The sequence below is a fragment of the Micromonospora sp. NPDC050686 genome, assembly GCF_040654475.1.
Lineage (GTDB): Bacteria > Actinomycetota > Actinomycetes > Mycobacteriales > Micromonosporaceae > Micromonospora.
The window spans coordinates 13,029-37,090 of sequence record NZ_JBFAID010000061.1 but is presented as its reverse complement, the minus strand read 5'-3'; the positions used below and the strand labels follow the sequence as shown (position 1 = coordinate 37,090).

Sequence of the window (24,062 nt, the reverse complement as noted above, 5' to 3'; positions counted from 1 at the left end):
ACGGCCGGGTCCACAAACTCGTACCCCTCGGCTGCACCCGGGATCGTGGTGTTGAGCGGGGCCCCTTCCTAACCGTCGCCGGTCGTGGCGGGCGCGGGGCTCAGCGGCCCACCGGCGCCAGGACGCCGACCGGCTCCGGCGCCAGGTCCGGCACCGCCGGTGCGGCGCGTCGCCGGGACCCCGCGCGGCGCCCGGAGGGTACGGCCAGAGCGGCCAGCGCGGCGGCCAGCGAGATGCCGGTGAGCAGCAGGAAGCCGGCGGTGAAGCCGGCCTCCCGGGGCAGCCCGCTGGGCTGCGGGTTCGCGGTGATCACGGTGCTGGCCAGCGCGGCGCCGAGCGCGCCGCCGATGGTGCGGATGTTGGCGTTCATGCCGGTCGCCGCGCCGGTCTGCCGGGCCGACACGTTGGCCACGATCAGGTTGGCCATCGAGGCGAAGGCCAGCCCGATGCCGAGGCCCACCAGGCCGCCGGCCAGGCCGACCTGCCACCGGGTGTCGTGCGCGACGGTGAGCATCGCCGCGGCCGCCACGTTGAACGCCGCGCCGGTGCTCAGTTGTGCCTTGGCGCTGAACCGGGACTCCAGCCGACCGGCCAGCAGGCCGGCCACGAACATGCCGACCAGCATCGGCAGCATCAGCAGCCCGGCCTGAGTGATGCTGGCGCCGAAGCCGTAGCCGGCGCTGGTCGGGATCTGCGCGAACTGCGGCAGGAAGGCGTAGACGGCGAACATCGACGCGCCGTAGAGCAGCGCGACCAGGTTGGTCGTCCAGACCGCCGGCAGGCGCATCATCCGCAGGTCGATCAGTGGGTTCGCGGCCCGGGCCTCCACCGCCAGCCAGCCGGCCACCAGCACCGCGGCCAGCGCCAGCAGCCCGCTCACCCGGCCGGAGGTCCAGCCCCAGGCGGCGCCCTTGCTGACCGGCAGCAGCAGCGCCACCAGCCAGCCGGAGAGCAGCAGGGCGCTGGCCCAGTTCACCCGGCCCGGGGTGCGCACCGGCGAGCGGGGCACGTACCGGTGCGCGGCCAGCGCGGTCAGGCCGACCACCACCAGCGGGATCCAGAACAGCCAGCGGTAGCCCAGGGTGGCCACGATCGGCCCGGCGAGCACGACGCCCAGCCCGCCGCCGACGGCCACGACCGCCGAGATCGACGCGACCCGCGCACTCACCCGGGCGGCGGGGAACTCGTCGCGGATGATGCCGAACGACAGCGGGAAGACGGCGCCGCCGACGCCCTGGACGACCCGGGCGGCGATCAGCACGCCGATGCTCGGCGCGACGGCCGCCAGCAGGCAGCCCAGCGCGAGCGCGGCGAGCGAGACGACAAGCATCCGCTCCTTGCCGACCATGTCGCCGACCCGGCCGAGGATCGGCGTGAAGACCGCCGCGGAGAGCAGGTACGCGGTCAGCACCCAGGTCACCGTGTTCGGCGAGGTGTGCAGGTCGTGCTGGATGGTGGGCAGCGCCGGGGTGATCAGCGACTGGAGCATCGAGAAGAAGCCGGCGCCGGCCGCGAGGACGAGGAACGTCATCCGGCGCGAGCCACGCCGGAAGCTGTCGATCATGTGGGAGAACTCCCGTTCGGTACGAGAAGGCTGGCCGCTCGCGCGGAAGGGCGGCGATGGCGGCGCATCGGGCCCGGGCCTCCGGCGTACGCTATCCGGAGGGGTGCCTCCATTAACGTAGTGGAGGTATGCCTCGCGGTTGCAAGGCGGAAGGAGTGACGCGCGTCATGGCCAACGCCGACCGGCCGACCGAGGTCTTCGCGCGTCGCCCGAAGCGGGCCGACGCCCGGCGCAACTACGACGCGCTGATCGCCGCCGCCCGGGAGGTGTTCGGCGAGTGCGGCGCGGGTGCGTCGCTGGAGGAGATCGCCCGCCGGGCGGGCGTGGGCATCGGGACGCTCTACCGCAACTTCCCCGGCCGGCGGGACCTGTTCGAGGCGGTCTACGTCGAAGAGGTGCGCGCGCTCAGCGCCTCCGCCGCCGACCTGGCCGATCTCGCGCCGTGGGAGGCCCTGGTCGGCTGGCTGCACCGGTTCGTCGCCTACGTCGGCACCAAGCGGGCCCTGGCCGAGGAACTGGTGCACGACTCCGAGGTCTTCCGCAACTGCCGCACCGAGATCTACGCCGCGGGCGGACCGCTGCTGCGCCGCGCCCAGGCCGCCGGGGCGGCCCGCCCGGACGCCGACTTCGACGACGTCGTCCGGTTGATCAGCGGGATCACCGCGTACCAGTTCCCCGACCCGGCGCAGCGCGACCGCGTGCTGGCCATCGCGCTGGACGGCCTGCGCCCGCCGCTGCGGTAAGGCGCCCGCCTTACACCTTCCCAGGGTTGCGCCGGGTGTCGACAATGGTGCGACACCCTGCGTCACCCGGAGGTGACCATGCGCGAATCGGTGACCCGGCCGCGGCACACCCGGGAGCAGCTTCCGGCCGGCGGCGCGGAACTGCTCACCCTGCTGGCCCGGCTGCTGCGGCGGCCGCGCCGCGGCGACCGCCGGCTCCCGTTGCTCTGGCTGCTCCGGCCGGCGGGTGACGGCGCGGTGGCCGCCCTGCTGCGCCGCTTCGCGGCCCGCGGCGCCGGGCGGCGGGTGCCGCACGCGGCGCTGGACCTGACCGACCGGCCGTCGACGGACGACGTCGCGGCGGTACTGCGCGAACTGCACCGGCAGCTCTCCCTGGAGGCGTTCGGCGCGCCCCGGTTCCGGTTCCGGCACTATCCGCTGGCGGACTGGCTGATGCACCAGACCCTCGCCGTCGACGTGGACACCACGGACAGCGGCCGGGCCACCCTGGTCCGCCGGCTGCGGGACTGGCGGGGGCGGCGGACCGGCGACAACCCCCAGGTGGACGGCGACTCCGGGCTCGGCGCCGCGCTGCAACTGCTGCTCTGGCTGCTGCGGCGGGCGGTGCCCAGCGTGGTGTTCCGGATCGCCGTCTCCGGCCGGGTGCCGGTGGTCGGCCGGCAGTACCGCTGGTTCATGCGCCAGCAATATCTCGCGCCCCGGCAGTCGGTGACCTTCCTCGGCTTCGCCGAGCGGCTCACCGCCGGCTGGCGCGACGGCGAGCATCCGGCCCAGGTGCAGAAGCTGCTGCTGCACGCCTTCCTGGAGGACCTGCGGCTGGCCTACCGGCGGCGGTTCTGGCGACCCGGGGACTGGCGTCGCACCGCCTACCCGGTGCTGCTGCTCGACGGCGTACGCCCGGGCAACGTCGGGCACACGCTGATCCGGCTCTTCGACGAGGTGCGCAACGAGACCGGCCGCAACGACCCGCTGCTGGTGGTCGCGGTCGCCGCCGACCCGCCGCCCGAGCCGGCCGCGCCCCGGCCGATGAGCCAGGCCGAGGAGACGTACGAGGAGTGGGCGGAGGCGCTGCCGGAGAACCGCCGGCTGCGCCGCCCCGGCGCCTGGCTGATGGTGCTCCGGGCGGACGGCGACGACGTCGGCGTCCCGGTGGGCGTCGCCCCGGCGGCCCTGGTCGCGCCGGACCCGCCCTGGTGGGCACGGCGGTTCCTGCCTGCGGCGGTGGCCCTGGTGCTGGTCGCCGGGGTGGCGGTGTGGGCGCACGGGCGGTGGGCCCCGGACTGCCGCCCCTGGCCGGCGGACCGGGTGAGCGTACGGGTGGTGGGCGGGGAGTGCGTCGGCTACAGCGACACCGCCCGGCAGGTCTTCAACAGCGAGCCCGGGCAGGACCGGCTGCGCGCCGTGCAGCGGCGCATCTTCGCCCAGAACCGGGCCGCCGAGGAGGTGTGGCGGCGCAGCGAGCACCGTCGGCCCTACCTGACGCTGGTCTACCTGGGCAGCCTCACCGGCAACCGGACGCGCGCCGACGAGGAGTCGTACGTGTCCGAGCGGGAGGAACTGGAGGGCATGGCGACCGCCCAGTACGCCCTGCTCAAGGAATCGGCGGCGGCGGACGACGCGGCGCTGCTGCACATCGTGGTGGCCAACGCCGGCCGGCAGATGCGGCACGCCGACGACGCGGTACGGATGCTGGAGGGGCTGGCCCGCGACGACCCCACCGTGCTCGGCGTGGTCGGGCTGGTGGACAGCCGCAGCAGCACGGCGGCGGCGCTGCGTGAACTCAACCGGGTCGGTCTGCCGGTGCTGGCGCCCACCCTGTCGGCCGACCGGATGGACGCCAACTCCAGCCTCTACCTGGCCATGTCGGCGCCGAACCGGGAGCAGGCCCGGATGGTCGAGGCGTACGCCCGGCAGGTGCTGCGGGTCGGGGAGGCGCACGTCTACTGGACCACCGGCGAGGGCAGTTCCCTCACCGACGACCTCTACGTCGCCACCCTGGTCGACGGCCTGCGGGAGCGGTTCGGCGACCGGCTCACCCGGCTCGACGAGTGGCGCAGCGGGCGGCGGCTCACCCAGGAGTGCGGCTACCGCGGGATGCTCTTCTTCGCCGGGCGCTGGTCGGAGTTCGACGGGTTCCTCCGGGCGCTCAAGGAGTGCGGCGCGGACCCGCCCCGGCACCTGGTCGCCGACGACTCGGTGAACCGCTACATGGCCAACCCGGGGCTGCGCGCCAGCGCGCCGGGCAACCTGCCGGTCACGTACGTGTCGAAGGCCGCGCTGGCCACCTGCGCCGCACTGCGGGCCGCGCAGGCCGGGCGCGACGACGCCCGCGGCAGCTTCCTCACCTGGATCGGCGCGGACGACCTGCTCGACCCGCCGCGCTGCCGCACCGGCGCGGGCCCGCCGGTCGGCGAGCGGGTGAGCCTCGCCTACGACGCCACCATGATGATGGTGCAGGCGCTGGAGAGCCTCGCCGCCCGGCTGCGGCACGCCGACACCGGCCGGCGCTGGGATCCCCGCGCGGTGAACCCGGCCGGGGTGCACGCCGAGGTGCTGCGGCAGAACGCCGCCGGCGGCTACCGGGGGGTCAGCGGGCTCATCCGGTACGCCCCGGACTCCGGCGAGCCGGCCGCCAAGCGGCTGGCCCTGCTCACCGTGGCGAAGGTGCCCGACGTGGCCGCCGCACCGGTCGAGGTCTTCCACTGCGGTGTCGCCGACAGTGGCCGGGACCCCGGCTGCCGCACCGGTTAGCTCGGCTGGGCGGCGTGGGTGACCGTTCCGACCGCGCCCGGCCGGCACCGGACGGCGACGAGCGCGGTCACCCCGACCACCCGGTCGCCGTACTGCGCCCACCGGGCCCGCGCGGCGTGCCGCTCTTTGCACGGCCCGGGCCGCCCGTGGCCCCGGCACACTCCCAGGTACGTCTCGACGCCGTGCTCGGCCAGCGTCCAGCAACGTGGGCCGACCGGTGGCCGGCGACCCCGCCGGGGAGCCGCCGGCCACCGGGATCTGTTCAGGACGCGTGCGGATGCGCGTCGCTCGGCCGCCCCCAGGGGCCGGTGATCGCGAAGACGTAACCGGGCGACTGGATGTTCGCGAACAGGATCTTCCCGTCCGCGCTGAACGTCGGGCCGGTGAACTCGCTGTCGTTGAGTTCGTTGCGGGCCAGCGGGTACGCCTTGCCCTGCTCGGTCACCCCGACCAGGTGGGACAGGCCCTCGCCGTCCTCGGCCAGGATCACCCCGCCGTACGGCGACACGGTGATGTTGTCCGGGCCGTCGTAGCCGCCCTCGGCGTCCGGGTCCTGGTTCACCCCGAAGATGGTCTTGAGGGTGACGCTCTCGGTGCGCGGATCGTAGAACCAGACCTGGCCGTCGTGCTCGTTGGCGCTGCCGTCGGAGCGCCGGGCGTAGCTGGCCACGAAGTACGCGCCACCGTCGCCCCACCAGGCGCCCTCCAGCTTGCGGCTGTTGGTCACCTGCCCCGGCTCGAACTGCTTGCGCACCGAGACGCTCCGCGCGTCCCGGTCCGGCACGTCCACCCAGCGCACCTTGTACCGGGTGCCCGGCGTGGTGGCCTCGGACAGGTCGTCGATGTGCCGGTCGCCCAGCCAGCAGCTCATCGCCTCAAGCGATCCGGCGGTGTCGCCGTCGGGCCGGGTCGCCAGCGCCCGCAGCGCCCCCTTGCCGCCCCGGAACCCGGCCGGCGGGGTCCACCGGAAGTAGAGGCCGTTCGGGTTGCCCGCGTCCTCGGTCAGGAAGATCGAGTGGGTGTACGGGTCGACCGCCACCGCCTCGTGGGCGTACCGGCCGAGGAACCTCAGCGGCACCGGGTCGAGGTTCTGCTGCGGGTCATGCGGGTCGACCTCGAAGACGTACCCGTGGTCCTTCAGGTAGCGCCCGCCGGCCCGCTGCTCGGTCTCCTCGCAGGTCAGCCAGGTGCCCCACGGGGTGATGCCGCCGGCGCAGTTGTTGTGGGTACCGGCCACGCTGACGTACTCGCGCAGCCGCCGGCCGGCGCCGTCCACCTCGATGGTGGTGGTGCCGCCCCGGGCGCCCGGGTCATAGGTGAGACCGGGCAGCGGCGGCACGCCGTACGGCTCGCTGCCGCCGATCTCGTGGTTGTTGACCAGCGCCGAGCCGGTCGGGGATCGGAAGCAGCCGGTGCCGTCGGCGTCGCTCGGTGTCGGGTGGCCACTGTCCAGCATGGTCACGCCGGCCTCGGCGACGATCGTGTACGAGAAGCCGGGCGGCAACGCCAGCAGGCCCGCCGGGTCGGGGACGAGCGCGCCGTAGCCGACCGCGGGCCGGACGGCGGCCCGCGCGGCGGCCGGACCGGCGATTGCTTCCAGGCTGCCGGCCACCACGATGCCGAGGCCGCCGGCCGCGCCACCGCGCAGCACGTCCCGCCGGGAGAAGGAGGAGGAGAAGGAGGTCACGTCGATGCCTTCCTGTTCACGATGCACTGAACCCGTGCAGCAGGGAATCCGGGGCGGTCGAACGTGGCCGACGCCCCGGGTGACGCCCGGGCGAACAGTGGGGCAACGTCGGGTGCCGCCGGTGGCGGGCCGTCCTGGTCGGCGTGGACTGTCCGGAAGATTCCGCGTCCGTTAGGGTTCCGGAGTCGGTCGGCCGTGGGCGTTGGGGGCGGGATTGGGCAGGCTAGCGTCGGCGTACGGGCAGGCCGTGGCCACTCACCGCCAGGCCGCGCAGCGGCTGGCCCAGGCCCGCCGGGCGCTCGCCGAGGCCGTCGCGTCGGCCGCCCCGGACACCGCCGACCTGGTCGCCGGCCTGGAGCGGCTCGGCGCCACGCTGACCGGCCCGGCGGCCGGCGCCGCCCACCCGGCCACCGGCCCCGTACCGGTGCGGATCGGCACGGCCAGCACCCTCCAGGACGGCGGCTTCCCCGTGCTGGTGCCCCTCGGCGCCGGCCACCACCTGCTGGTCGACCGGGACGCCCGGGACGCGCGGGTCGGCGCACTGCTGCGTACGGTGATCCTGCGGCTGCTCGCGGCGGCCCCGGCCGGCTCGGTCCGGGTCGCCGGCATCGACCCGGCCACCCTCGGCGCCACCTTCCTGCCGCTGCGTCCCCTGGTCGACGCGGGCGTGCTCGCCACGGCGGCCACCACCGACGCGGAGATCGCCGCCCGGCTCGACGACGCCGAGCGGCACGCCCGTACCGTCGGGCAGCCCGGCGGCCCGGAGCCGGAGTTGCTGCTGCTGGTCGTCGCGTCCGTGCCCGGCGCCCGGGAGCTGGCCCGGCTCACCGCCCTCACCCACGCCGGCGCCGCGGCGCCGGTCTGCGTGCTGCTCGCCGGCCTGTCGCCGGGCGCCGAGCGGACCGCGCCGCGGGCCACCGCGGTGCGCCTCAACGAGCGGTACGCGCTGCTCGGCGACCCGCCCGGATACCCGTTCAGCGGCGACGGGCGGGGGCTCGCGGCGCCGGTGCAGCTGGACGGGGAGCCCCAGCCGGGGACCGCCGCCGGGCTGGCCCGGCACCTCGGCCCGGCGGCCCGCCGTGACGACGCGGTCGGCTTCGCCGAGCTGCTGCCCGCGCGGCGCTGGACGGAGTCCGCCGCGGCCGGCCTGCGGACCGTGGTGGGCCGGGCCGGACGGGACCCGGTGACCCTCGCCTTCGACGACGCCACCCCACACTGGCTGGTCGGTGGCCGCACCGGCGCCGGCAAGACGGTGTTCCTGCTCAACGTCCTCTACGGACTGGCCGCCCGGTACGCCCCGACCGAGCTGCGGCTGCACCTGCTCGACTTCAAGGAGGGGGTCAGCTTCGCCGAGTTCGTACCCACCGACCGGGACCCGTCGTGGCTGCCGCACGCCCGCGCGGTCGGCATCGAGTCGGATCGGGAGTACGGCCTGGCGGTGCTGCGCGACCTGCGCCGGGAGCTGCACCGCCGGGCCGGGGTGTTCAAGCGGCACGGCGTCACGAAGCTCGCCGACCTGCCGGCGGACGCCGCACTGCCCCGGGTGGTGGCGGTGGTCGACGAGTTCCAGGTGCTGCTCGCCGGCACGGACCGGGTGGCCCGGGAGGCCGTCGACCTGCTGGAGGAGCTGGCCCGCAAGGGCCGCTCGTACGGCCTCCACCTGGTGCTGGCCAGCCAGAGCGCCACCGGCGTCGAGTCCCTCTACGGCCGGGCCGAGGCGATCTTCGGGCAGTTCCCGCTGCGGGTGGCGCTGCCCGGCGGTGGCGGGGTGCTCGACCCGCTGAACGACGCGGCGAACGGGCTGGCCGTCGGCTCGGCCGTGGTCAACACCGCCGGCGGCGCGGCGGGCGCGGACACCGTCGTCCGGTTCCCCGACCCGCACGCCGACGCCGCCGCGCTGGCCACCGCGCGACACGAGCTGTGGCAGGACCGCCCGGCCGGCTCGCCGCCGCCCGCGGTCTTCCGCGGGTACGCCGGCGCGTACCCGCAGGACAGCGCGGCGTTCGCCGCGCTGCGCCCGGTGGACGGCAGCCCGGCGGCCCTGGTCGGCCGGGTGGTCGACGTGGACGGCACCGCCGCCGGCTTCACCCTCGACCCGGTACCCGGCCGGCACCTGGCCGTGGTCGGCACCGACCCCACCGGCGCCGAGGTGCTCTGGGCCGCGGTGTCCGGGCTGGCCCGGCAGCACGACCCCGGCGCCGCCCGGTTCCTGCTCGTCCCGCTGGCCGCCGAGCCGGTGGCCGACGAGCTGACCGGGGAGCTTACCGCCGCGGGGCATCCGGTCGAGCGGCTCGACGCCGCCGGGCTGCGCGACCGGCTCGCCGACCTGGCCGGGTCACCCCCGCCCACCGCCGAGCCCGGTCGGACCTACCTGGTGGTGTTCGGGATGGAGGCCGCGGCCACCACCCTGGACCGGCCCGACGCGGACAGCTTCCGCTCCGGGCGGGAGGACCTGCGGGCCGTGCTGCGGGACGGGCCGGCCCGCGGGCTGCACCTGCTCGGCTGGTGGCGCGGGCTGCGGCCACTCGCCGACGACCTGGGCGGCGCCCACCAGCGCGACGACATCGCCTGCCTGGTGGCGCTGAACGTGCCCGGCGCCGACCTCGGCCTGTACCTCGGCGCGCACGACCTCGACTGGCGGCCCCGACCCAACCGGGCCCTGCTGGTGGACCGGCACGACCAGCGCACCGAGCTGATCGTGCCGTTCGTCCGCCCCGGACACGAGCGGGACGAGGAGCACTAGGTGTCGAGCTTCGACGAGTACGCGGCGCTCGCCGCGCAACTGACCGACCAGCTCCGCTCCGGGGAGCGGGCGGCCGTCGAGGAGACCCGTCGGCTGCGCGGCCTGACCGCCGTCGCCGACCAGTTGGGCGAGCGGCTGGCCGCCCAGGCGCACCGCCTGGAGCAGCTCGGCCGCGCCATCGGCGTGGCCGAGCCCGGGCTCACCGGGCCCGACGCCGCTACGCCCGCGTCGGTACCGGCCGCGTCGGCGCCTCTTCCGGTCAGCGCCGCGCCAGCCCCGGATACCGACCCGGCCGCCGAACTGGCGGCGGTCCGGCTGCTCGCCGACGAGGCGGACCGGCACGTGCAGGCCACCGAGGCGATCGGTCATCGGCCGGCGCTGCTGCCGGCGTGGTCGCCGGCGGCCCGGGCGCTGGCCGTCTACTGTGCCTGCGCGCTCGGCGGGGCGACCCTGATGCTGGTGATGGTGCTCGCCTCCGGCGTCGGCCTGATCGGCGGCTTCACCCTGGGTGCCTGGATCTGCGCCGGGCTGCCGGTCGTCTCGTTCGTCGCCGGCTACCTCGTGCTCGGCCGGTTCGGCCGGGCGCCGTTGATCGCCGGCCCGCCGCCCCGGTACGTGCCGATGGGCTTCGTGATCTGCGTGTTGCTGGTGCCCTTCGTGTACTGCGCCTACCTGCTCCTGGTGCGGTTCCTGCGCTGAGCCGCCGGCGCTACGCCCGCCCCGGCCCATCCGGGGCGGGCGGTTCGTCTTGCTGCCGCCAAGCTCCGGGCAACGTCACCGAAGTTGTTGCCTCGCACCCGGATTGAGGCAACAACGTCACCGAGGCAGTGCGGATCTTCGGGGCCGCGGGGGCGATCCGAGCGCGGCGCGGTGGCCAGGGAGCGGGTTGCGGCGGGCTTGACGGCGAGCGGATATGGGGGTTTGTGCGTCTAGGGGGACAACGGGTTACCGGCGCGTAACTTTTCATTGACGGGTGTGAAACAAGCCACGCATCATCGTGTCCACGATCGATCGGACTCCCCACCCGTCCCGCCCGGGCCTCCCCGGGCACCTCCCACCGGAGGCGCAGCCATGCTGCTTCGATCGATCCTCGCCACGGCCACCGCCGCGACCGTCCTGCTCGCTCCCACCGCCGCGAGCGCCGCCACCACCGACCGCGCCACCACCGGCACCGACCAGGCCGCGACCACCACCGCCGACAACCCCACCACCGGGGCCACCGCCGCGCCGGCCACGGCCGCCACCACCCTCGCCGCCGCCAACGCCAATCCGGTCATCGTGGTCGGCGGCCTGATCGGGGTCTCCATCGCGTACGAGCCGATCGCCGCCCGGCTACGCGCCGACGGTTACCGGGTCTGGATCTACCAGCTGCCCAACCTCGGCTTCGGGGACATCCGGCAGTCCGCGCAGGCGCTGAGCGCGTACGTCGCCCAGGTCCGGGCGGCCACCGGGGCGGCCAAGGTGGACCTGGTCACCCACTCCGAGGGTGGTCTGGTCTCCCGCTGGTACGTCAAGTTCCTCGGCGGCACCGACACCGTGGGGCGCTACGTCAGCCTGGGCAGCCCCCAGCAGGGCACCTACGTCGCCAACATCATCAACTTCGTCGGGCTGGGCAGCTGCGCCGGCATCGTGGCCTGCCAGCAGATGTCCATCGGCTCGGACTTCCTCGCCACCCTCAACGCCGGCGACGACACCCCGGGGGCGGTGCGCTGGACGACCGTGCGTACCTGGCAGGACGAGCTGGTGCGCCCGGTCGACAACGCCGTCCTCGCCGACGGCGCGACCAACGTGCTGATCCAGTCGTCGTGCCCGCTGCGGGTGGTCGGCCACCTCGGCCTGGTCCTGGACGGCACCACGTACACGGTGGTCCGGCAGGCGCTCGCCGACGCGGCGATCCGCCCCACCTGTTTCGCCGTCTGACGCTGCCCCGTCCCGGCCGGTCGCCCCGCACCATCGGCGACCGGCCGGGACGGGGCGCCGGACGCCCCGGCTCGCCGCGAGACGTGCCGTCCTTCGGGGATGCCCCATCGTGCGGCAAGTGGCGTCCTCCGAACTCGGGGATGCCCGGTCTTGCGGCAAGTGGCGGCGTGCCTACGTGGCCTTCGCCAGCGCCTCGTACTCGTCGTCGGTGAGCCGCACCTCGGCGGCGGCGACGTTCTCCTCCAGGTGCGCCACCGACGACGTACCCGGAATGGGGAGCATGACCGGCGACCGGCGCAACAGCCAGGCGAGCGCGAGTTGCGCGGGCGTCGCGCCGTGCTCGGTGGAGATCGAGTCCAGCGGCCCGCCGGGCCGCGCCAGGTTGCCGGTGGCGATCGGGAACCAGGGGATGAACGCCAGGTCGTCGCGCTCGCAGTAGGTCAGCACCTCCTCGGCGCTGCGGTCGGCCAGGTTGTAGAGGTTCTGCACCGAGACGATCGGGGTGACCTTGCGGGCCGCGTCGATCTGCTCGACGCTCACCTCGGACAGGCCGATGTGCCGGATCTTGCCCTCCTGCTTGAGCAGGGCCAGCTCGCCGAGCTGGTCCTCCAGCGGCACCTTGGCGTCGATCCGGTGCAGCTGGTAGAGCCCGATGGCCTCCAGACCCAGGTGGCGCAGGCTCAGCTCGCACTGCTGGCGCAGGTACTCCGGGCGGCCCACCGGCCGCCAGTCGCCGGGGCCGGAGCGGGTCAGGCCGGCCTTCGTCGCGATGACCAGGTCATCGGCGTACGGGTGCAGCGCCTCCTTGATCAGCATCTCGGAGACGAACGGCCCGTACGAGTCGGCGGTGTCGATGAAGGTCACCCCGAGCTCGTAGGCGCGGCGCAGCACCCGCACCGCCTCGGCCGGGTCCTTCGGGTCGCCCCAGACCCCGGGCCCGGTGAGCTGCATCGCCCCGTACCCGAGCCGGTCGACCTGCAGGTCACCCCCGATCCGGTAGGTCCCCGAGGCCTTCGCGGGCTGTGCGCTGGTCGCCATGGGCTGGTCCTCCATCCGTCGATCGTGGCGGCAGCGGCCGCCTCCCGATGTCCTTTCCCCAGATCGCCGGCCGCAACGCGGACCGGCGGACCGGTCGCCGGCCTCCGCTCAGCGGGAGTGCCGGATCACCACCAGCGCCTGGTCGTCCTCGGCCCCGGACAGGCCGGTCAGGATCGCGTCGGCGACCACCTCCACCGGCTCGTCCCGCAGCGGCGTGATCACCTCGTGCAGCGCGGCCACCCCCGCGTCGTACAGCTGGCCGCGCCGCTCCACCAGGCCGTCGGTGTAGAGCACCAGCAGGTCGCCCGGGGCGAACCGCACCCGGGTCACCGGCACCGGCTCGCGGACCAGCCCCAGCGGCAGCGAGTTGCCCGTGGTGACGGTCTCCGGCACCCCGCCCGCCGGCACCCGTACCGGGTGCGGATGCCCGACCCGGGCCACCGCCGCCTCCCCGGCGCCCGGGTCGACGATCAGCGCGAGGCAGGTGCCGAGGAAGCCGTACCCGATCAGCTCGGTCACCCGCGAGAACACGTCGGTCAGCGGCACCCCCGAGCGGATCAGCGTGTTCACCACCGTACGCAGCTGGGCCATGTCGGCGGCGGCCTCCACCCGGTGACCCACCACGTCACCGAGCACCACCGCGAGCCGCCCGCCGTCCAGGGCGATCAGGTCGTACCAGTCGCCGCCGAGGTGCAGCCCGGTCATCGCCGGCCGGTAGCGGGTGGCGATCTCCAGCGGGCCCGGGACCTGGGTCGCGGTCGACCGCAGCCGCCCGGCCAGCCGGGTCACCAGGTTGTGCTCGGCGGCGGCCAGCCGGACCCGCTCCAGGGTCTGCTCGCACAGGTCGGCGATGGTATCCAGCAGCGCCAGGTCACCCGCGCGCAGCGGGCGTTCCCGGCGCCAGCCGAAGGCCAGCGCGGCCACCGGCCGCCGCTCCCCGTCGAACAGCGGCAACGCCACCGTGGTCACGATGCCGTGCCCGCCGACCGGGTCCGGCAGCTCCGGAAACTGCCGGGCGAAGTCGGCCCGGTCACGCACCGTGATCCGTTTGCCGCTGCGCAGCGCCCGGGCGATCGGCCGGGGGTCGTCGGCGCGCAGGCCGTCGAACGTCGCGGCCAGGGATTCGGGTACGTCGTGGTACCACAGCCGCACCCCCAGCCCCTCGTCGCGCATCGCCAGGCCGGGCAGCGCGGCGCCCAGCGCGAGCGGCGCGGCGGACAGGATGACGTCGATGGCCTCGGCGGTGGACCGGGTGACGGTCAGCCGCCCGGCGAAATCCGCCATCGCCCGCGCCGAGGCGCTCAGCTCCGCCCGGCGCAACGCCTGGCTGCACAACCCGGCCACCGTGTCGAGCAGGTTGCGCCGCGCGTCGTCGACGGCGACCGGATGCGCCCAGCGCAGCTCCAACGCGCCGAGCACGCCGCCGTCGCCGTAGCGCAGCGGCAGGCAGACCCCGGCCCCGTCGGGCAGCGGGGTGGGCTCGCCGTCGCGGACCGCCCGGGCCAGCGGGACGTCCGCGTCGACGGCCAGCCGCACCGGGCCGGTGTGGTCGGTGACCTCCAGCGTCGAGGACCCCGGCGGGGCCAGGGCCAGCCGTACGGCGTCGGCGTCCACCACGGCGGGCGCCGTCCCGACGATCACCGCCACGATCGCCGTCGTCTCCTCGGCCGAACTGAGCGCGCCGGCCAGCCGGGCCAGCCCCTCGGCCTGGCGCAGCGCCCGCTGCTGGGCGGCTCGGACGGCGGCCTCGGCCTGCCAGGCGCGCTCCCGGGCACCGGCCTCCCGGCCCGCGCCGCGCAGCCGCCGGTCGCCGACCACCCGGTCGGTGGTCTCGGTGACCGCGGTGAAGACGCCGCCGGGCGCACCCGACTCGTCGATGATCGGACTGTACGAGAAGGTGAAGTAGCGCTCCTCGACGAAGCCGTACCGGTCCACCTCGAGCAGCTGGTCCTGGCTCCAGGTGGCGCCCTCGCCGTTCAGCACGCCGGTCAGCATCGGCCCGATGACGTGCCAGATCTCCGGCCACACCGCCGGGCCGGGGCGACCCAGCGCGTCCCGCTTCGACGCGCCGAGCACCGGCAGGTACGCGTCGTTGTGCAGCATCACCAGCTCCGGGCCCCACCACAGCAGGACCGGAAACCGGGAGTGCAGGCAGATGGAGACCGCGGTACGCAGGCTCTGCGGCCATTTCTCCACCGGGCCCAGCGGGGTGGCCGCCCAGTCGTGGGCGGCGATCCGGGCGCCCATCTCTCCGCCGCCGGCGAACACGTCGCGCCACCGGAACTCGTCCGACCCGGTCACGCCGGAGGGGGAGTGGGTCACGTCGTCACCTTCCGGGGCGGCTCGGGTCGGCCCAGCCAGGGGGACCGTACCAGCGGGATCTGACCGGCGACCTCGTTGATCATCGGGGTCGGCGCGGGGTCCAGATACCCGCCGCGGCCCGGTCCGAATCGGTCACGCCGGGCCTCAGTTGGCCGGAGCCGCCGCTGGGCCGGGCCGCGCCGTGCGAGGCTGGGGCGGGTCGGGTGGCTCCGGCGCGGACCGGCGCCGGCAGCGCGGAAGGGAGCGCCATCGTGGGGACCCCGAAGCTGGACTTCGCGCTCGACACCTACGAGTGCATCGTGCTCTATCCCGGCCCGGCCGGGCCGGCCCTGCCGGAGGAGACGGTGCAGCGGTTGCAGGCCGAGCACTTCCAGCACATGCAGGCGTTGCAGCGGCGGGGGATCGTGCTGGTCTCCGGCTCGGTGGACGGCCCGGCCCGGGAGCCGGCCCCGCCGATCGGCTTCGGGCTGGCCCGGACCGGTTCGGTGGACGACGTGCGCGGCGTCATGGAGGCCGATCCGGCCGTGCAGGCCGGCCTCTACCAGGTCGACGTGATGACCTTCCTCTGCCCGGCCGGCTCGCTGGAGTTTCCGCTGGCCAAGGCACAGAGCTGAGGGCTGGACCGGCCGGGTGGCCGCGCCGGTCGAGGCGGCGCGTGGGCCGGGGCGGGTGCGTCCCCCCGGCGGCCGGTGCGGACGGACGGTACGATTCCCGGCGCGCGGTCGCCGATGCCCGCCACTCACGAGGTCCCGGTGCGGTCGCCCGTCCCGCCGGCCGCGCGCCGCGCGCCGCCGGACGGGGCACCGCAGTCCGTAAGGGGTCGGCCGGCAGGTCGATCCGGAGGAGAGACTAGCCTGATGGGCGTGACACGCCGCGCGAAGATCGTCTGCACCCTCGGCCCCGCCACCTCGTCCCCGGAGCGGATCCGGGGCCTGGTCGAGGCGGGCATGAACGTGGCGAGGCTGAACTTCAGCCACGGCAGTCACGCCGACCACGAGGCGGTCTACCGCCTGGTCCGCGAGGCGGCCGACGCCGCCGGCCGGCCCGTCGCCGTGCTCGCCGACCTGCAGGGTCCGAAGATCCGCCTGGGCCGGTTCGCCGACGGCCCGCACGAGTGGCGCACCGGTGACTCCGTCGTCATCACCAGCGACGACGTCGCCGGCACCCGGGACCGGGTCTCCTGCACCTACAAGAAACTGCCGCAGGAGGTCAAGGCCGGTGACCGGCTGCTGATCGACGACGGCCGGGTGGCCGTCGAGGTCAGCGAGGTCGCCGGCAACGACATCCGGGTCCTGGTCACCGAGGGCGGGCCGGTCTCCAACAACAAGGGGGTTTCGCTGCCCAACGTGGCGGTCAGCGTGCCCGCCCTGTCCGACAAGGACGCCGCGGACCTGCGCTTCGCCCTGGGGCTGGGCGTCGACCTGATCGCGCTCTCCTTCGTCCGCTCGGCGGACGACATCAAGCTGGTCCATTCGATCATGGCGGAGGAGGGCGTGCACCGCCCGGTCCTGGCCAAGGTGGAGAAGCCCGAGGCGGTCGACAACCTCGAGGCGATCGTGCTGGCCTTCGACGGCGTCATGGTCGCCCGCGGCGACCTCGGCGTGGAACTCCCGCTGGACCAGGTGCCGCTGGTGCAGAAGCGCGCCGTGCAGCTGTGCCGGGAGAACGCCAAGCCGGTCATCGTCGCCACCCAGATGCTCGACTCCATGATCGAGAATTCCCGGCCGACCCGCGCCGAGGCCTCCGACGTGGCGAACGCGGTGCTCGACGGCGCCGACGCGGTGATGCTCTCCGGCGAGACCAGTGTCGGCAAGTACCCGGTGCTCACCGTCAGCACCATGGCCAAGATCATCAGTACCACCGAGGCCGGCTCGATCGCCGTGCCCCGGCTGCAGCACGACCCGCGTACGCACGGCGGCGCGCTCACCATCGGCGCGTCCTCGATCGCCCGGGCCATCGGCGCCAAGGCCCTGGTCGCCTTCTCGCAGACCGGCGACACCGTCAAGCGGCTCTCCCGGCTGCACTGCGACCTGCCGCTGCTGGCCTTCACCCCGGTGCCCGAGGTGCGCAACCAGCTCGCCCTCTGCTGGGGCGTGGAGACCTTCCTGATGCCGTTCGTCGAGCACACCGACGACATGTTCCGCCAGGTCGACCAGGCGCTGCTCGGCCTCAACCGGGCCAACCCCGGCGAGTACGTGGTGATCGTGGCGGGCAGCCCGCCCGGCACCCCCGGCTCCACCAACACCCTGCGGGTGCACCAGCTGGGCTCGCTGGTCGACGCCGCCTCGGCCCGGGCGCTCCAGTGAGCGCGAGGAGTGAGCCGGGTTTGCGAGCCCCGCAGTCGCGAACAGGGTGGGCTCAGTGAGCGCGAGGAGTGAGCCGGGTTTGCGAGCCCCGCAGTCGCGAACAGGGATTACCCAGTGAGCGCGGCGGTCGGCCAGGCCGCCGTCGACCAGCTGCTCGACGTGCTGGACCTGGCCCAGACCGACGAGATGACCTTCCGCGGGATGAGCCCGCCGGTCGGCCCGCAGCGGGTCTACGGCGGGCAGGTCGCCGGGCAGGCCCTGGTCGCCGCCGGTCGCACCGTCGACCCGGAACGCTTCGTGCACTCGCTGCACGGCTACTTCGTCCGGCCCGGCGACCCGGCCGAGCCGATCGAGTACCAGGTGGAGAACGTCCGCGACGGCCGCTCCTTCTCGGTCCGCCGCTCGGTGGCCCTGCAGCACGACAAGCCGATCTTCTTCATGTCGGCCTCGTTCCAGCGGCAGGAGGAGGGGCTGGACCACCAGGCTCCCACCCCGGCCGACGTGCCCGGACCGGACGAGGTCCCCACCATGACCGACCGGCTCGCCCGCTACCCGGAGCGGCTCGGCATCTGGGGCCAGATCCCCCGACCGATCGACGTGCGCTACGTCGGCGAGCCCGGCTGGGTACGCCCCGGTGACCGCCCGGCCGAGCCGCACCAGCGGGTCTGGATGCGCATCGACGGCAAGCTGCCCGAGGACCCGCTGCTGCACGCCTGCGCCCTGACGTACGCCTCCGACCTGACCCTGCTCGACTCGGTGCTGTCGGTGCACGGCGAGGTGTGGGGGCCCGGGGGAGTGGTGGGCGCCAGCCTCGACCACGCGCTCTGGTTCCACCGGCCGTTCCGCGCCGACGAGTGGTTCCTGTACGACTGCTGGAGCCCTTCGGCGTCCGGCGCGCGGGGCCTGGCCACCGGGCGGATGTTCACCACCGACGGCCGGCACATCGCCAGCGCCGTGCAGGAGGGCCTGCTACGCCGGGTCGGCGCCTGAAACCCGGGCGTCGCCGGCCGGTCCCCGGCCGAGCGGCGGAGGGTCGCTGGCTCGGGCGGATGATCGCCGACTAACCTTTGCCGCATGCGTCTCTCCGCCCGGGTCGACTACGCCCTCCGCGCGGCCGCCGAACTCGCGGCGGTCACCGACGGCACGGCGAGCGGCGGGCGCAGCCGACCGGTCACCGCCGAGCAGATCGCCCGGGCCCAGGAGATCCCACCGAAGTTCCTGGAGAGCATCCTGCTCCAGTTGCGCCGGGGTGGCATCGTGCACGCCCAGCGCGGCCCGGAGGGTGGCTACTGGCTGGCCCGGCCGGCCGCGGAGATCTCCCTCGCCGAGGTCATCCGGGTGATCGACGGGCCGCTGGCGCACGTCCGAGGCCAGCGTCCCGAGCAGCTCGGCTATCTGGGTGCGGCCCGGGCGCTCCAGGACGTCTGGATCGCGTTGCGGGCCAGCGAGCGGGAGATCCTGGAGCAGGTCAGCATTGCCGACGTCGCCGCCGGCACCCTGCCGGGCCGGGTCAGCGAGCTGGCCGCCGACCCGCGCGCCTGGAGCTGAGCCCGCCCCGCCGAGGGGCCGATTCCGCGCCGCCCGCTTCCGTCGTCCGGTGCGGGCGCCGGGGGACGCGGCCCCTGCCGCGGCCGGGCGATGTCCCGCCCGAACCGCCACCGCCGTGGCGCGTGGTGCCTGCGCGGGCCGGCCGCGTGCCGGCCGCCTCCGCCGCGTCCCAGTAACCGGATGGGTCTTGACCCGGGCTGCCTCCGTGCCGCATTGTCGACCAAGTCGATAGGAGATACCGCAAAGTCAGGGGGCGCTCGTGCGCAAGCTGCTGGTTCTCGCCCTGGTCGGGTTCGTCGCGCAACTGGTCGACGGCGCGCTCGGCATGGCGTACGGGTTGACCTCCTCGACCCTGCTGCTCGTCGTCGGGGTCGCGCCGGCCGCCGCCTCCGCCTCGGTACACCTCGCCGAGATCGGCACCACCCTTGCCGCCGGAGTGGCGCACTGGCGCTTCGGCAACGTCGACTGGCGGGTGGTCGGCCGGATCGCGCTGCCCGGCGCGATCGGCGCGTTCGCCGGCGCCACCTTCCTCAGCTCCATCTCCACCGAGTCGGCCGCCCCGTGGATGGCCGCCATCCTGTTCACCCTCGGCACGTACCTGCTGGTGCGCTTCTCCCGACCGCTGCGCGTCAGCCGGGCCGCCGGCCCGCTGCGCAGCCGCTTCCTCGCCCCGCTGGGGCTGGTCGCCGGCTTCGTCGACGCCACCGGCGGTGGCGGCTGGGGCCCGGTCGCCACCCCGGCCCTGCTGGTCTCCGGCCGGATGGAGCCGCGCAAGGTCATCGGCTCGGTGGACACCTCCGAGTTCGTGGTGGCGGGCGCGGCCAGCGTCGGCTTCCTGATCGGGCTCGGCGCCGAGGGCTTCCTGCTGCCCATCGTGGCCGCACTCCTGGTCGGCGGCCTGATCGCCGCGCCGATCGCGGCCTGGCTGGTCCGCATCGTCCCCGCCCAGGTGCTCGGCGCCGTCGTCGGCGGGGTGATCGTGCTGACCAACGCCCGCACCCTGCTGCGCGCCGGCGAGCTGGGCGGTCCGGTGCCGGCCCTGGTCTACGCGGCGCTCGGCGCCGGCTGGCTGGCCGCCGTGGTGCTGGCGGTGCGGGCGCTGCGCCGTACCCGCCGGGCCCGGGCCACGGTCGAGGCGGCGCTCGCCGCCGACGCCGACCCGGTCACCCCGCACGCCGAGGCGGCGGAGTCGCGACGGCTCGCCGCCGCCGTCGAGGGCTGAGCCCCGCCGCCGGCGGTGTTGACCGGGGGCCCCGCCACCTCCGAATGCGGCAAGCGGGGCCCCGCCTCACACCGGCGGCGCTTGTGGGGGCGGCGGGCGGTGGCTACGCTGGCGGAGCGCGGAGCCTAATCACCGACGTCGATGTCCTGGCGTCGCCCGTCGCGTCAGCGCGTGCGTACCCATCTCGCCGGTCCGGGCAGGCCGGCGCCGCGTGCCTGACCTCCGCGAAAGGCATCCCCGTGCATCCCACCACCCCACGCCGCCGGATCGCGCTGCTCGCCGCGGCCTCGGCGGCCACCCTGCTGGCCGGCGCGCTCACCACGGTGACCGCCGCCGCGGCGGCCGTCGCCTGCCGGATCGACTACCGGATCACCAACCAGTGGAGCGGCGGCTTCGGCGCCGACGTCACCGTGACCAACCTCGGCGACCCGGTCAACGGCTGGACGCTCGGCTGGAGCTTCACCGCCGGCCAGCAGGTCACCCAGGCCTGGAACGCCACGGTCAGCCAGTCCGGCGCCCAGGTAACCGCCCGCGACGTCGGCTACAACGGCGCCATCGGCACCGGTGGCACCGCCAACTTCGGCTTCAACGGCTCGTGGAACAACGCCGCCAACCCGGCCCCGGCTGTCTTCACGGTCAACGGCACCACCTGCGCCGGCGCGCCCCCGACCGCCACGCCGACCACGCCACCCACCACCACGCCGCCGCCGACCACGCCTCCACCCACCACGCCGCCGCCGACCGACCCGCCGGCCGGCGCCAAGCAGATGGAGAAGCTCGACCGGGGACTGATCAGCGTCCGGTCCGGCACCGGGAACCTCGTCTCCTGGCGGCTGCTCGGCACCGAGACCACCGGCGTCGCCTTCAACCTCTACCGCGGCGCCACCAAGGTCAACGGCAGCCCGCTCACCGGCGCCACCAGCTACCTGGACGGCGGCGCGGCGGCCGGGTCCGGGTACACCGTGCGGGCCGTGGTGAACGGCGCCGAACAGGCGGCGTCCGCCCCGGCGGCCCAGTTCGCCAACGGCTACCTGGACGTGCCGATCCAGGCCCCGCCCGGCGGCACCACGCCGGCCGGGGAGGCGTACACCTACTCCGCCAACGACGCGAGCGTGGGCGACCTCGACGGCGACGGCCGCTACGAGTTCGTGCTCAAGTGGGACCCGTCCAACAGCAAGGACAACTCCCAGTCCGGCTACACCGGCAACGTCTACGTCGACGCGTACACCCTGACCGGCGCCCGGTTGTGGCGTGTCGACCTGGGCCGCAACATCCGGGCCGGCGCCCACTACACCCAGTTCCAGGTGTACGACTACGACGGCGACGGGGACGCCGAGGTGGCCATGAAGACCGCCGACGGCACCCGCTCCGGCACCGGCCAGGTGATCGGGTCCTCGTCGGCCGACCACCGCAACTCCAGCGGCTACGTGCTCGCCGGCCCCGAGTACCTGACCATGTTCGACGGCCGCACCGGCGCCGCCCTGTCCACCGTCGACTACGACCCGCCACGCGGCACCGTCTCCTCGTGGGGCGACTCGTACGGCAACCGGGTCGACCGGTTCCTCGCCGCCACCGCCTACCTGGACGGGCAGCGCCCGTCGCTGGTCATGGCGCGCGGCTACTACACCCGGGCCGTGATCGCCGCCTGGGACTTCCGCGACGGCACGCTGCGCAAGCGCTGGACCTTCGACTCCAACGCCACCGGCAACGGCGCCGCCGCCGGCCAGGGCAACCACAACCTCTCGGTGGCCGACGTGGACGGCGACGGCCGGCAGGAGATCGTGTACGGGGCTGCCACCATCGACGACAACGGCCGCCTGCTCTGGTCCGCCGGCAACGGGCACGGCGACGCGCTGCACGTCGGCGACCTCGACCCGGCCCGCGCCGGCCTGGAGGTCTTCAAGGTCGACGAGGACGGCAGCAAGCCCAGCTCCTGGATGGCCGACGCGCGTACCGGGCAGATCCTGTGGCAGACCGCGCCGAACGGCGACAACGGCCGCGGCGTCTCCGACGACATCTGGGCCGGCAGCCCCGGCGCGGAGTCCTGGTCGTCGGCGGTCGACGGCCTGCTCAACACCCGGGGGCAGAACGTCGGCCGCAAGCCCTCTTCGGCGAACTTCCTGATCTGGTGGGACGGCGACCCGGTCCGCGAGCTGCTCGACGGCACGAAGGTCGACAAGTACGGCACCGGCGGCGAGACCCGGCTGCTCACCGGCAGCAACGTCGCGTCCAACAACGGCACCAAGTCCACCCCGGCGCTCTCCGCCGACCTGCTCGGCGACTGGCGCGAGGAGGTGGTCTGGCGCACCGCCGACAGCACCGCGCTGCGCATCTACAGCACGCCCGTCAGCACCAACCTGCGGCTGCCGACCCTGATGCACGACCCGCAGTACCGGGTGGCGGTCGCCTGGCAGAACACCGCCTACAACCAGCCACCGCACCCGGGCTTCCACCTCGGCGACGGCATGAGCACGCCGGCCGCGCCGAACATCTACCTGCGCTGACCGGAGAAAGGCAGGCACCGGGCCGCCGACCGCGGAATCCGCACAGTCGGCGACCCGGTGCACCACACCGCGGCATCCCCGACCCGTCCCGACCGGGAATGCCGTACCACCACCGGGGACAAAGCTATGCGTCCTGCGCGACGCTGCGGTGACGTGGCTATGAAGAGCGTGTTTCAGTCCTTCCGGCGCAGGCCGCCGGCCACCTTCTCGGCGATCAGCTCGAACGAGCGCACCCGGTCGGCCACGTCGTACACCATCGTGGTCAACATCAGCTCGTCCGCGCCGGTGCGCTCCAGCAGCGCGCCGAGCTGGCGGGCCACCGTCTCCGGCGAGCCGGTCGCCTGGCCGTCCCGGCGCTGGGCCACGAACTCCCGCTCGAACTCCGAGTACGGATAGGCCGCCGCCTCCGCCGGCGTCACCAGCGGCTCGGGTCGCCCCGAGCGCAGCTTCAGGAAGGACAGGCCGGCCGGACCGGCCAGCCACTCCGCCCGCTCGTCGGTCTCCGCGCAGACCGCGTTGACCGCCACCATCGCGTACGGCCGGTCCAGCCACTGCGACGGCCGGAAGTGCTGCCGGTAGAGCTGCAACGCCGGGATCGTGTGCTGCGCGCTGAAGTGGTGCGCGAACGAGAACGGCAGCCCCAGCAGGCCGGCGAGCTGCGCGCTGAACCCGCTGGACCCGAGCAGCCAGACCACCGGCGACTGCCCCCGGCCCGGGGTCGCCGTGATCGGGCCCGGCTCGGCGCCGCTGAAATAGTTCATCAGGTCGGCCAGCTCGCGGGGGAAGTGCTCCGCCGACAGCCCCTCCATGGTGCGGCGCAGCGCCAGCGCGGTCACCTGGTCGGTGCCCGGCGCCCGGCCGATGCCCAGGTCGATCCGGCCCGGGTGCAGCGCCTCCAGGGTGCCGAACTGCTCGGCCACCACCAGCGGCGCGTGGTTGGGCAGCATCACCCCGCCCGAGCCCAGCCGGATGGTGCTCGTGTGCGCGGCCAGGTGCGCGAGCAGCACCGCCGGCGCCGAGCTGGCGATGGCCGGCATGTTGTGGTGCTCGGCCACCCAGAACCGCCGGTAGCCCAGCTCCTCGGTGCGGCGGGCCAGCTCCGTGGTGTGCCGCAACGCCTCACCGGCGGAACCGGTCACGGCGACCGGAGCAAGATCAAGAACAGACATCGGTACGTTGATCACGGCACTGGTCAACCCGCGCCGCGCCGGAATTGTTCCGGACCGTCGCTCAACCCACACCCCGCGCCTGCTCGAAGATCAGGCTGGTCTGGGTGTGCTGCACCACCGGATCGACGGCCAGCTGGTCCAGCACGAAATCCCGCAACGCGTCGCCGGAGGCGGCCCGCACGTGCAGCACGTAGTCCTCCGCGCCCGCCACGTGGAACACCGACACCACCCCGGGCAGCCGCACCGAACGGGCCCGGAACGCGTCCACCGCCGCCCGCTCGTGCGCCGTCAGGCGCACCGACACCAGCGCCTGCAACGGCAGCCCGACCGCCGCCGGATCCACCTCGGCGTGGAACCCACGGATCGCGCCGCACTCCCGCAGCGCCCGGGTCCGGGTCAGGCAGGTCGACGGGGCCACCCCCACCCGCTCGGCGAGGGCGTTGTTCGGCAGCCGGCCGTCGGCGGCCAACTCGGTCAGGATCGCGCGGTCGGTGTCGTCGAGCGCGGCGAACCGCCGTACATCGTTCGGTGCGAGGGGCATCCCG

At 74.6% G+C, this 24,062-nt stretch carries 17 protein-coding genes; 11 read left to right on the top strand and 6 right to left on the bottom strand.

Translation table 11 applies throughout. The features are described 5' to 3' along the window. Positions 1 to 100 precede the first annotated feature (100 nt). Positions 101 to 1,564 (bottom strand): MFS transporter, encoded by a 1,464-nt coding sequence (locus tag AB0H57_RS28110; RefSeq protein WP_357511548.1) that lies wholly within the window; start codon positions 1,562 to 1,564, stop codon positions 101 to 103. 167 nt (positions 1,565 to 1,731) lie between these two features. Between AB0H57_RS28110 and AB0H57_RS28105 the strand changes: the two genes are divergently transcribed. Then, positions 1,732 to 2,307 (top strand): helix-turn-helix domain-containing protein, encoded by a 576-nt coding sequence (locus AB0H57_RS28105; protein ID WP_357511546.1) that lies wholly within the window; start codon positions 1,732 to 1,734, stop codon positions 2,305 to 2,307. 78 nt (positions 2,308 to 2,385) lie between these two features. Beyond that, positions 2,386 to 5,058: a hypothetical protein gene (locus tag AB0H57_RS28100; RefSeq protein ID WP_357511544.1), complete on the top strand. Its 2,673-nt coding sequence runs from the start codon at positions 2,386 to 2,388 to the stop codon at positions 5,056 to 5,058. 262 nt (positions 5,059 to 5,320) lie between these two features. Here AB0H57_RS28100 and AB0H57_RS28095 read toward each other — a convergent pair whose 3' ends face one another. Next, on the bottom strand, positions 5,321 to 6,745 hold the full coding sequence (locus tag AB0H57_RS28095) for an alkaline phosphatase PhoX (RefSeq protein ID WP_357511542.1): 1,425 nt from the start codon (positions 6,743 to 6,745) through the stop codon (positions 5,321 to 5,323). Between the two features lie 214 nt (positions 6,746 to 6,959). Here AB0H57_RS28095 and AB0H57_RS28090 point away from each other — a divergent pair, with 214 nt between their 5' ends. The 3 genes from AB0H57_RS28090 (at position 6,960) to AB0H57_RS28080 (ending at position 11,408) form a co-directional block, all read left to right on the top strand. After that, complete coding sequence (locus tag AB0H57_RS28090) at positions 6,960 to 9,488, top strand: FtsK/SpoIIIE domain-containing protein (protein ID WP_357511540.1); 2,529 nt, start codon at positions 6,960 to 6,962, stop codon at positions 9,486 to 9,488. Then, entirely contained in the window at positions 9,489 to 10,187 is a 699-nt protein-coding gene (locus AB0H57_RS28085) for a hypothetical protein (protein ID WP_357511538.1), read from the top strand. It begins immediately after the preceding gene. A 372-nt stretch (positions 10,188 to 10,559) separates the two neighbouring features. Beyond that, the gene (locus AB0H57_RS28080; RefSeq protein WP_357511536.1) at positions 10,560 to 11,408 is read left to right on the top strand and encodes an alpha/beta fold hydrolase; all 849 of its coding nucleotides are present in this window, start codon (positions 10,560 to 10,562) and stop codon (positions 11,406 to 11,408) included. 171 nt (positions 11,409 to 11,579) lie between these two features. Here AB0H57_RS28080 and AB0H57_RS28075 read toward each other — a convergent pair whose 3' ends face one another. Then, entirely contained in the window at positions 11,580 to 12,446 is an 867-nt protein-coding gene (locus tag AB0H57_RS28075; RefSeq protein ID WP_357511554.1) for an aldo/keto reductase, read from the bottom strand. A gap of 108 nt (positions 12,447 to 12,554) precedes the next feature. After that, positions 12,555 to 14,768 carry a SpoIIE family protein phosphatase gene (locus AB0H57_RS28070; protein ID WP_357511534.1) on the bottom strand — a complete coding sequence of 738 codons (2,214 nt, stop codon included), beginning with the start codon at positions 14,766 to 14,768 and terminating at the stop codon, positions 12,555 to 12,557. Between the two features lie 251 nt (positions 14,769 to 15,019). On the opposite strand from AB0H57_RS28070, the gene AB0H57_RS28065 reads away from it, so the two are divergent. From AB0H57_RS28065 to AB0H57_RS28040, 6 genes are all read left to right on the top strand, one after another. Then, positions 15,020 to 15,382: a YciI family protein gene (locus AB0H57_RS28065; RefSeq protein ID WP_357511532.1), complete on the top strand. Its 363-nt coding sequence runs from the start codon at positions 15,020 to 15,022 to the stop codon at positions 15,380 to 15,382. A 243-nt stretch (positions 15,383 to 15,625) separates the two neighbouring features. Continuing rightward, entirely contained in the window at positions 15,626 to 17,074 is a 1,449-nt protein-coding gene (pyk, locus tag AB0H57_RS28060) for a pyruvate kinase (protein WP_357511530.1), read from the top strand. Positions 17,075 to 17,188: 114 nt separating this feature from the next. After that, positions 17,189 to 18,064 carry an acyl-CoA thioesterase II gene (locus tag AB0H57_RS28055; RefSeq protein ID WP_357511528.1) on the top strand — a complete coding sequence of 292 codons (876 nt, stop codon included), beginning with the start codon at positions 17,189 to 17,191 and terminating at the stop codon, positions 18,062 to 18,064. Positions 18,065 to 18,148: 84 nt separating this feature from the next. Further along, positions 18,149 to 18,622, top strand: a complete 474-nt coding sequence (locus AB0H57_RS28050) for an Rrf2 family transcriptional regulator (RefSeq protein WP_357511526.1) — start codon at positions 18,149 to 18,151, stop codon at positions 18,620 to 18,622. Between the two features lie 259 nt (positions 18,623 to 18,881). After that, entirely contained in the window at positions 18,882 to 19,844 is a 963-nt protein-coding gene (locus AB0H57_RS28045; protein ID WP_357511524.1) for a sulfite exporter TauE/SafE family protein, read from the top strand. Between the two features lie 239 nt (positions 19,845 to 20,083). Continuing rightward, positions 20,084 to 22,348 carry a cellulose binding domain-containing protein gene (locus AB0H57_RS28040; protein ID WP_357511522.1) on the top strand — a complete coding sequence of 755 codons (2,265 nt, stop codon included), beginning with the start codon at positions 20,084 to 20,086 and terminating at the stop codon, positions 22,346 to 22,348. Positions 22,349 to 22,521: 173 nt separating this feature from the next. Here AB0H57_RS28040 and AB0H57_RS28035 read toward each other — a convergent pair whose 3' ends face one another. Further along, positions 22,522 to 23,517, bottom strand: coding sequence for an LLM class flavin-dependent oxidoreductase (locus tag AB0H57_RS28035; RefSeq protein WP_357511520.1), 996 nt, complete (start codon positions 23,515 to 23,517; stop codon positions 22,522 to 22,524). A 61-nt stretch (positions 23,518 to 23,578) separates the two neighbouring features. Beyond that, a complete protein-coding gene (locus AB0H57_RS28030; protein WP_357511518.1) occupies positions 23,579 to 24,058 on the bottom strand; it encodes an Lrp/AsnC family transcriptional regulator in 480 nt (159 codons plus the stop codon). Between the last annotated feature and the right edge of the window lie 4 nt (positions 24,059 to 24,062).

Excerpts from the sequence above, each read along its gene's own strand:
- AB0H57_RS28110 (WP_357511548.1), bottom strand. The coding sequence starts at position 1,564 with ATGATCGACAGCTTCCGGCGTGGCTCGCGCCGGATGACGTTCCTCGTC.
- AB0H57_RS28105 (WP_357511546.1), top strand. The coding sequence starts at position 1,732 with ATGGCCAACGCCGACCGGCCGACCGAGGTCTTCGCGCGTCGCCCGAAG.
- AB0H57_RS28100 (WP_357511544.1), top strand. The coding sequence starts at position 2,386 with ATGCGCGAATCGGTGACCCGGCCGCGGCACACCCGGGAGCAGCTTCCG.
- AB0H57_RS28080 (WP_357511536.1), top strand. The coding sequence starts at position 10,560 with ATGCTGCTTCGATCGATCCTCGCCACGGCCACCGCCGCGACCGTCCTG.
- AB0H57_RS28075 (WP_357511554.1), bottom strand. The coding sequence starts at position 12,446 with ATGGCGACCAGCGCACAGCCCGCGAAGGCCTCGGGGACCTACCGGATC.
- pyk (WP_357511530.1), top strand. The coding sequence starts at position 15,626 with ATGGGCGTGACACGCCGCGCGAAGATCGTCTGCACCCTCGGCCCCGCC.
- AB0H57_RS28050 (WP_357511526.1), top strand. The coding sequence starts at position 18,149 with ATGCGTCTCTCCGCCCGGGTCGACTACGCCCTCCGCGCGGCCGCCGAA.
- AB0H57_RS28035 (WP_357511520.1), bottom strand. The coding sequence starts at position 23,517 with ATGTCTGTTCTTGATCTTGCTCCGGTCGCCGTGACCGGTTCCGCCGGT.
- AB0H57_RS28030 (WP_357511518.1), bottom strand. The coding sequence starts at position 24,058 with ATGCCCCTCGCACCGAACGATGTACGGCGGTTCGCCGCGCTCGACGAC.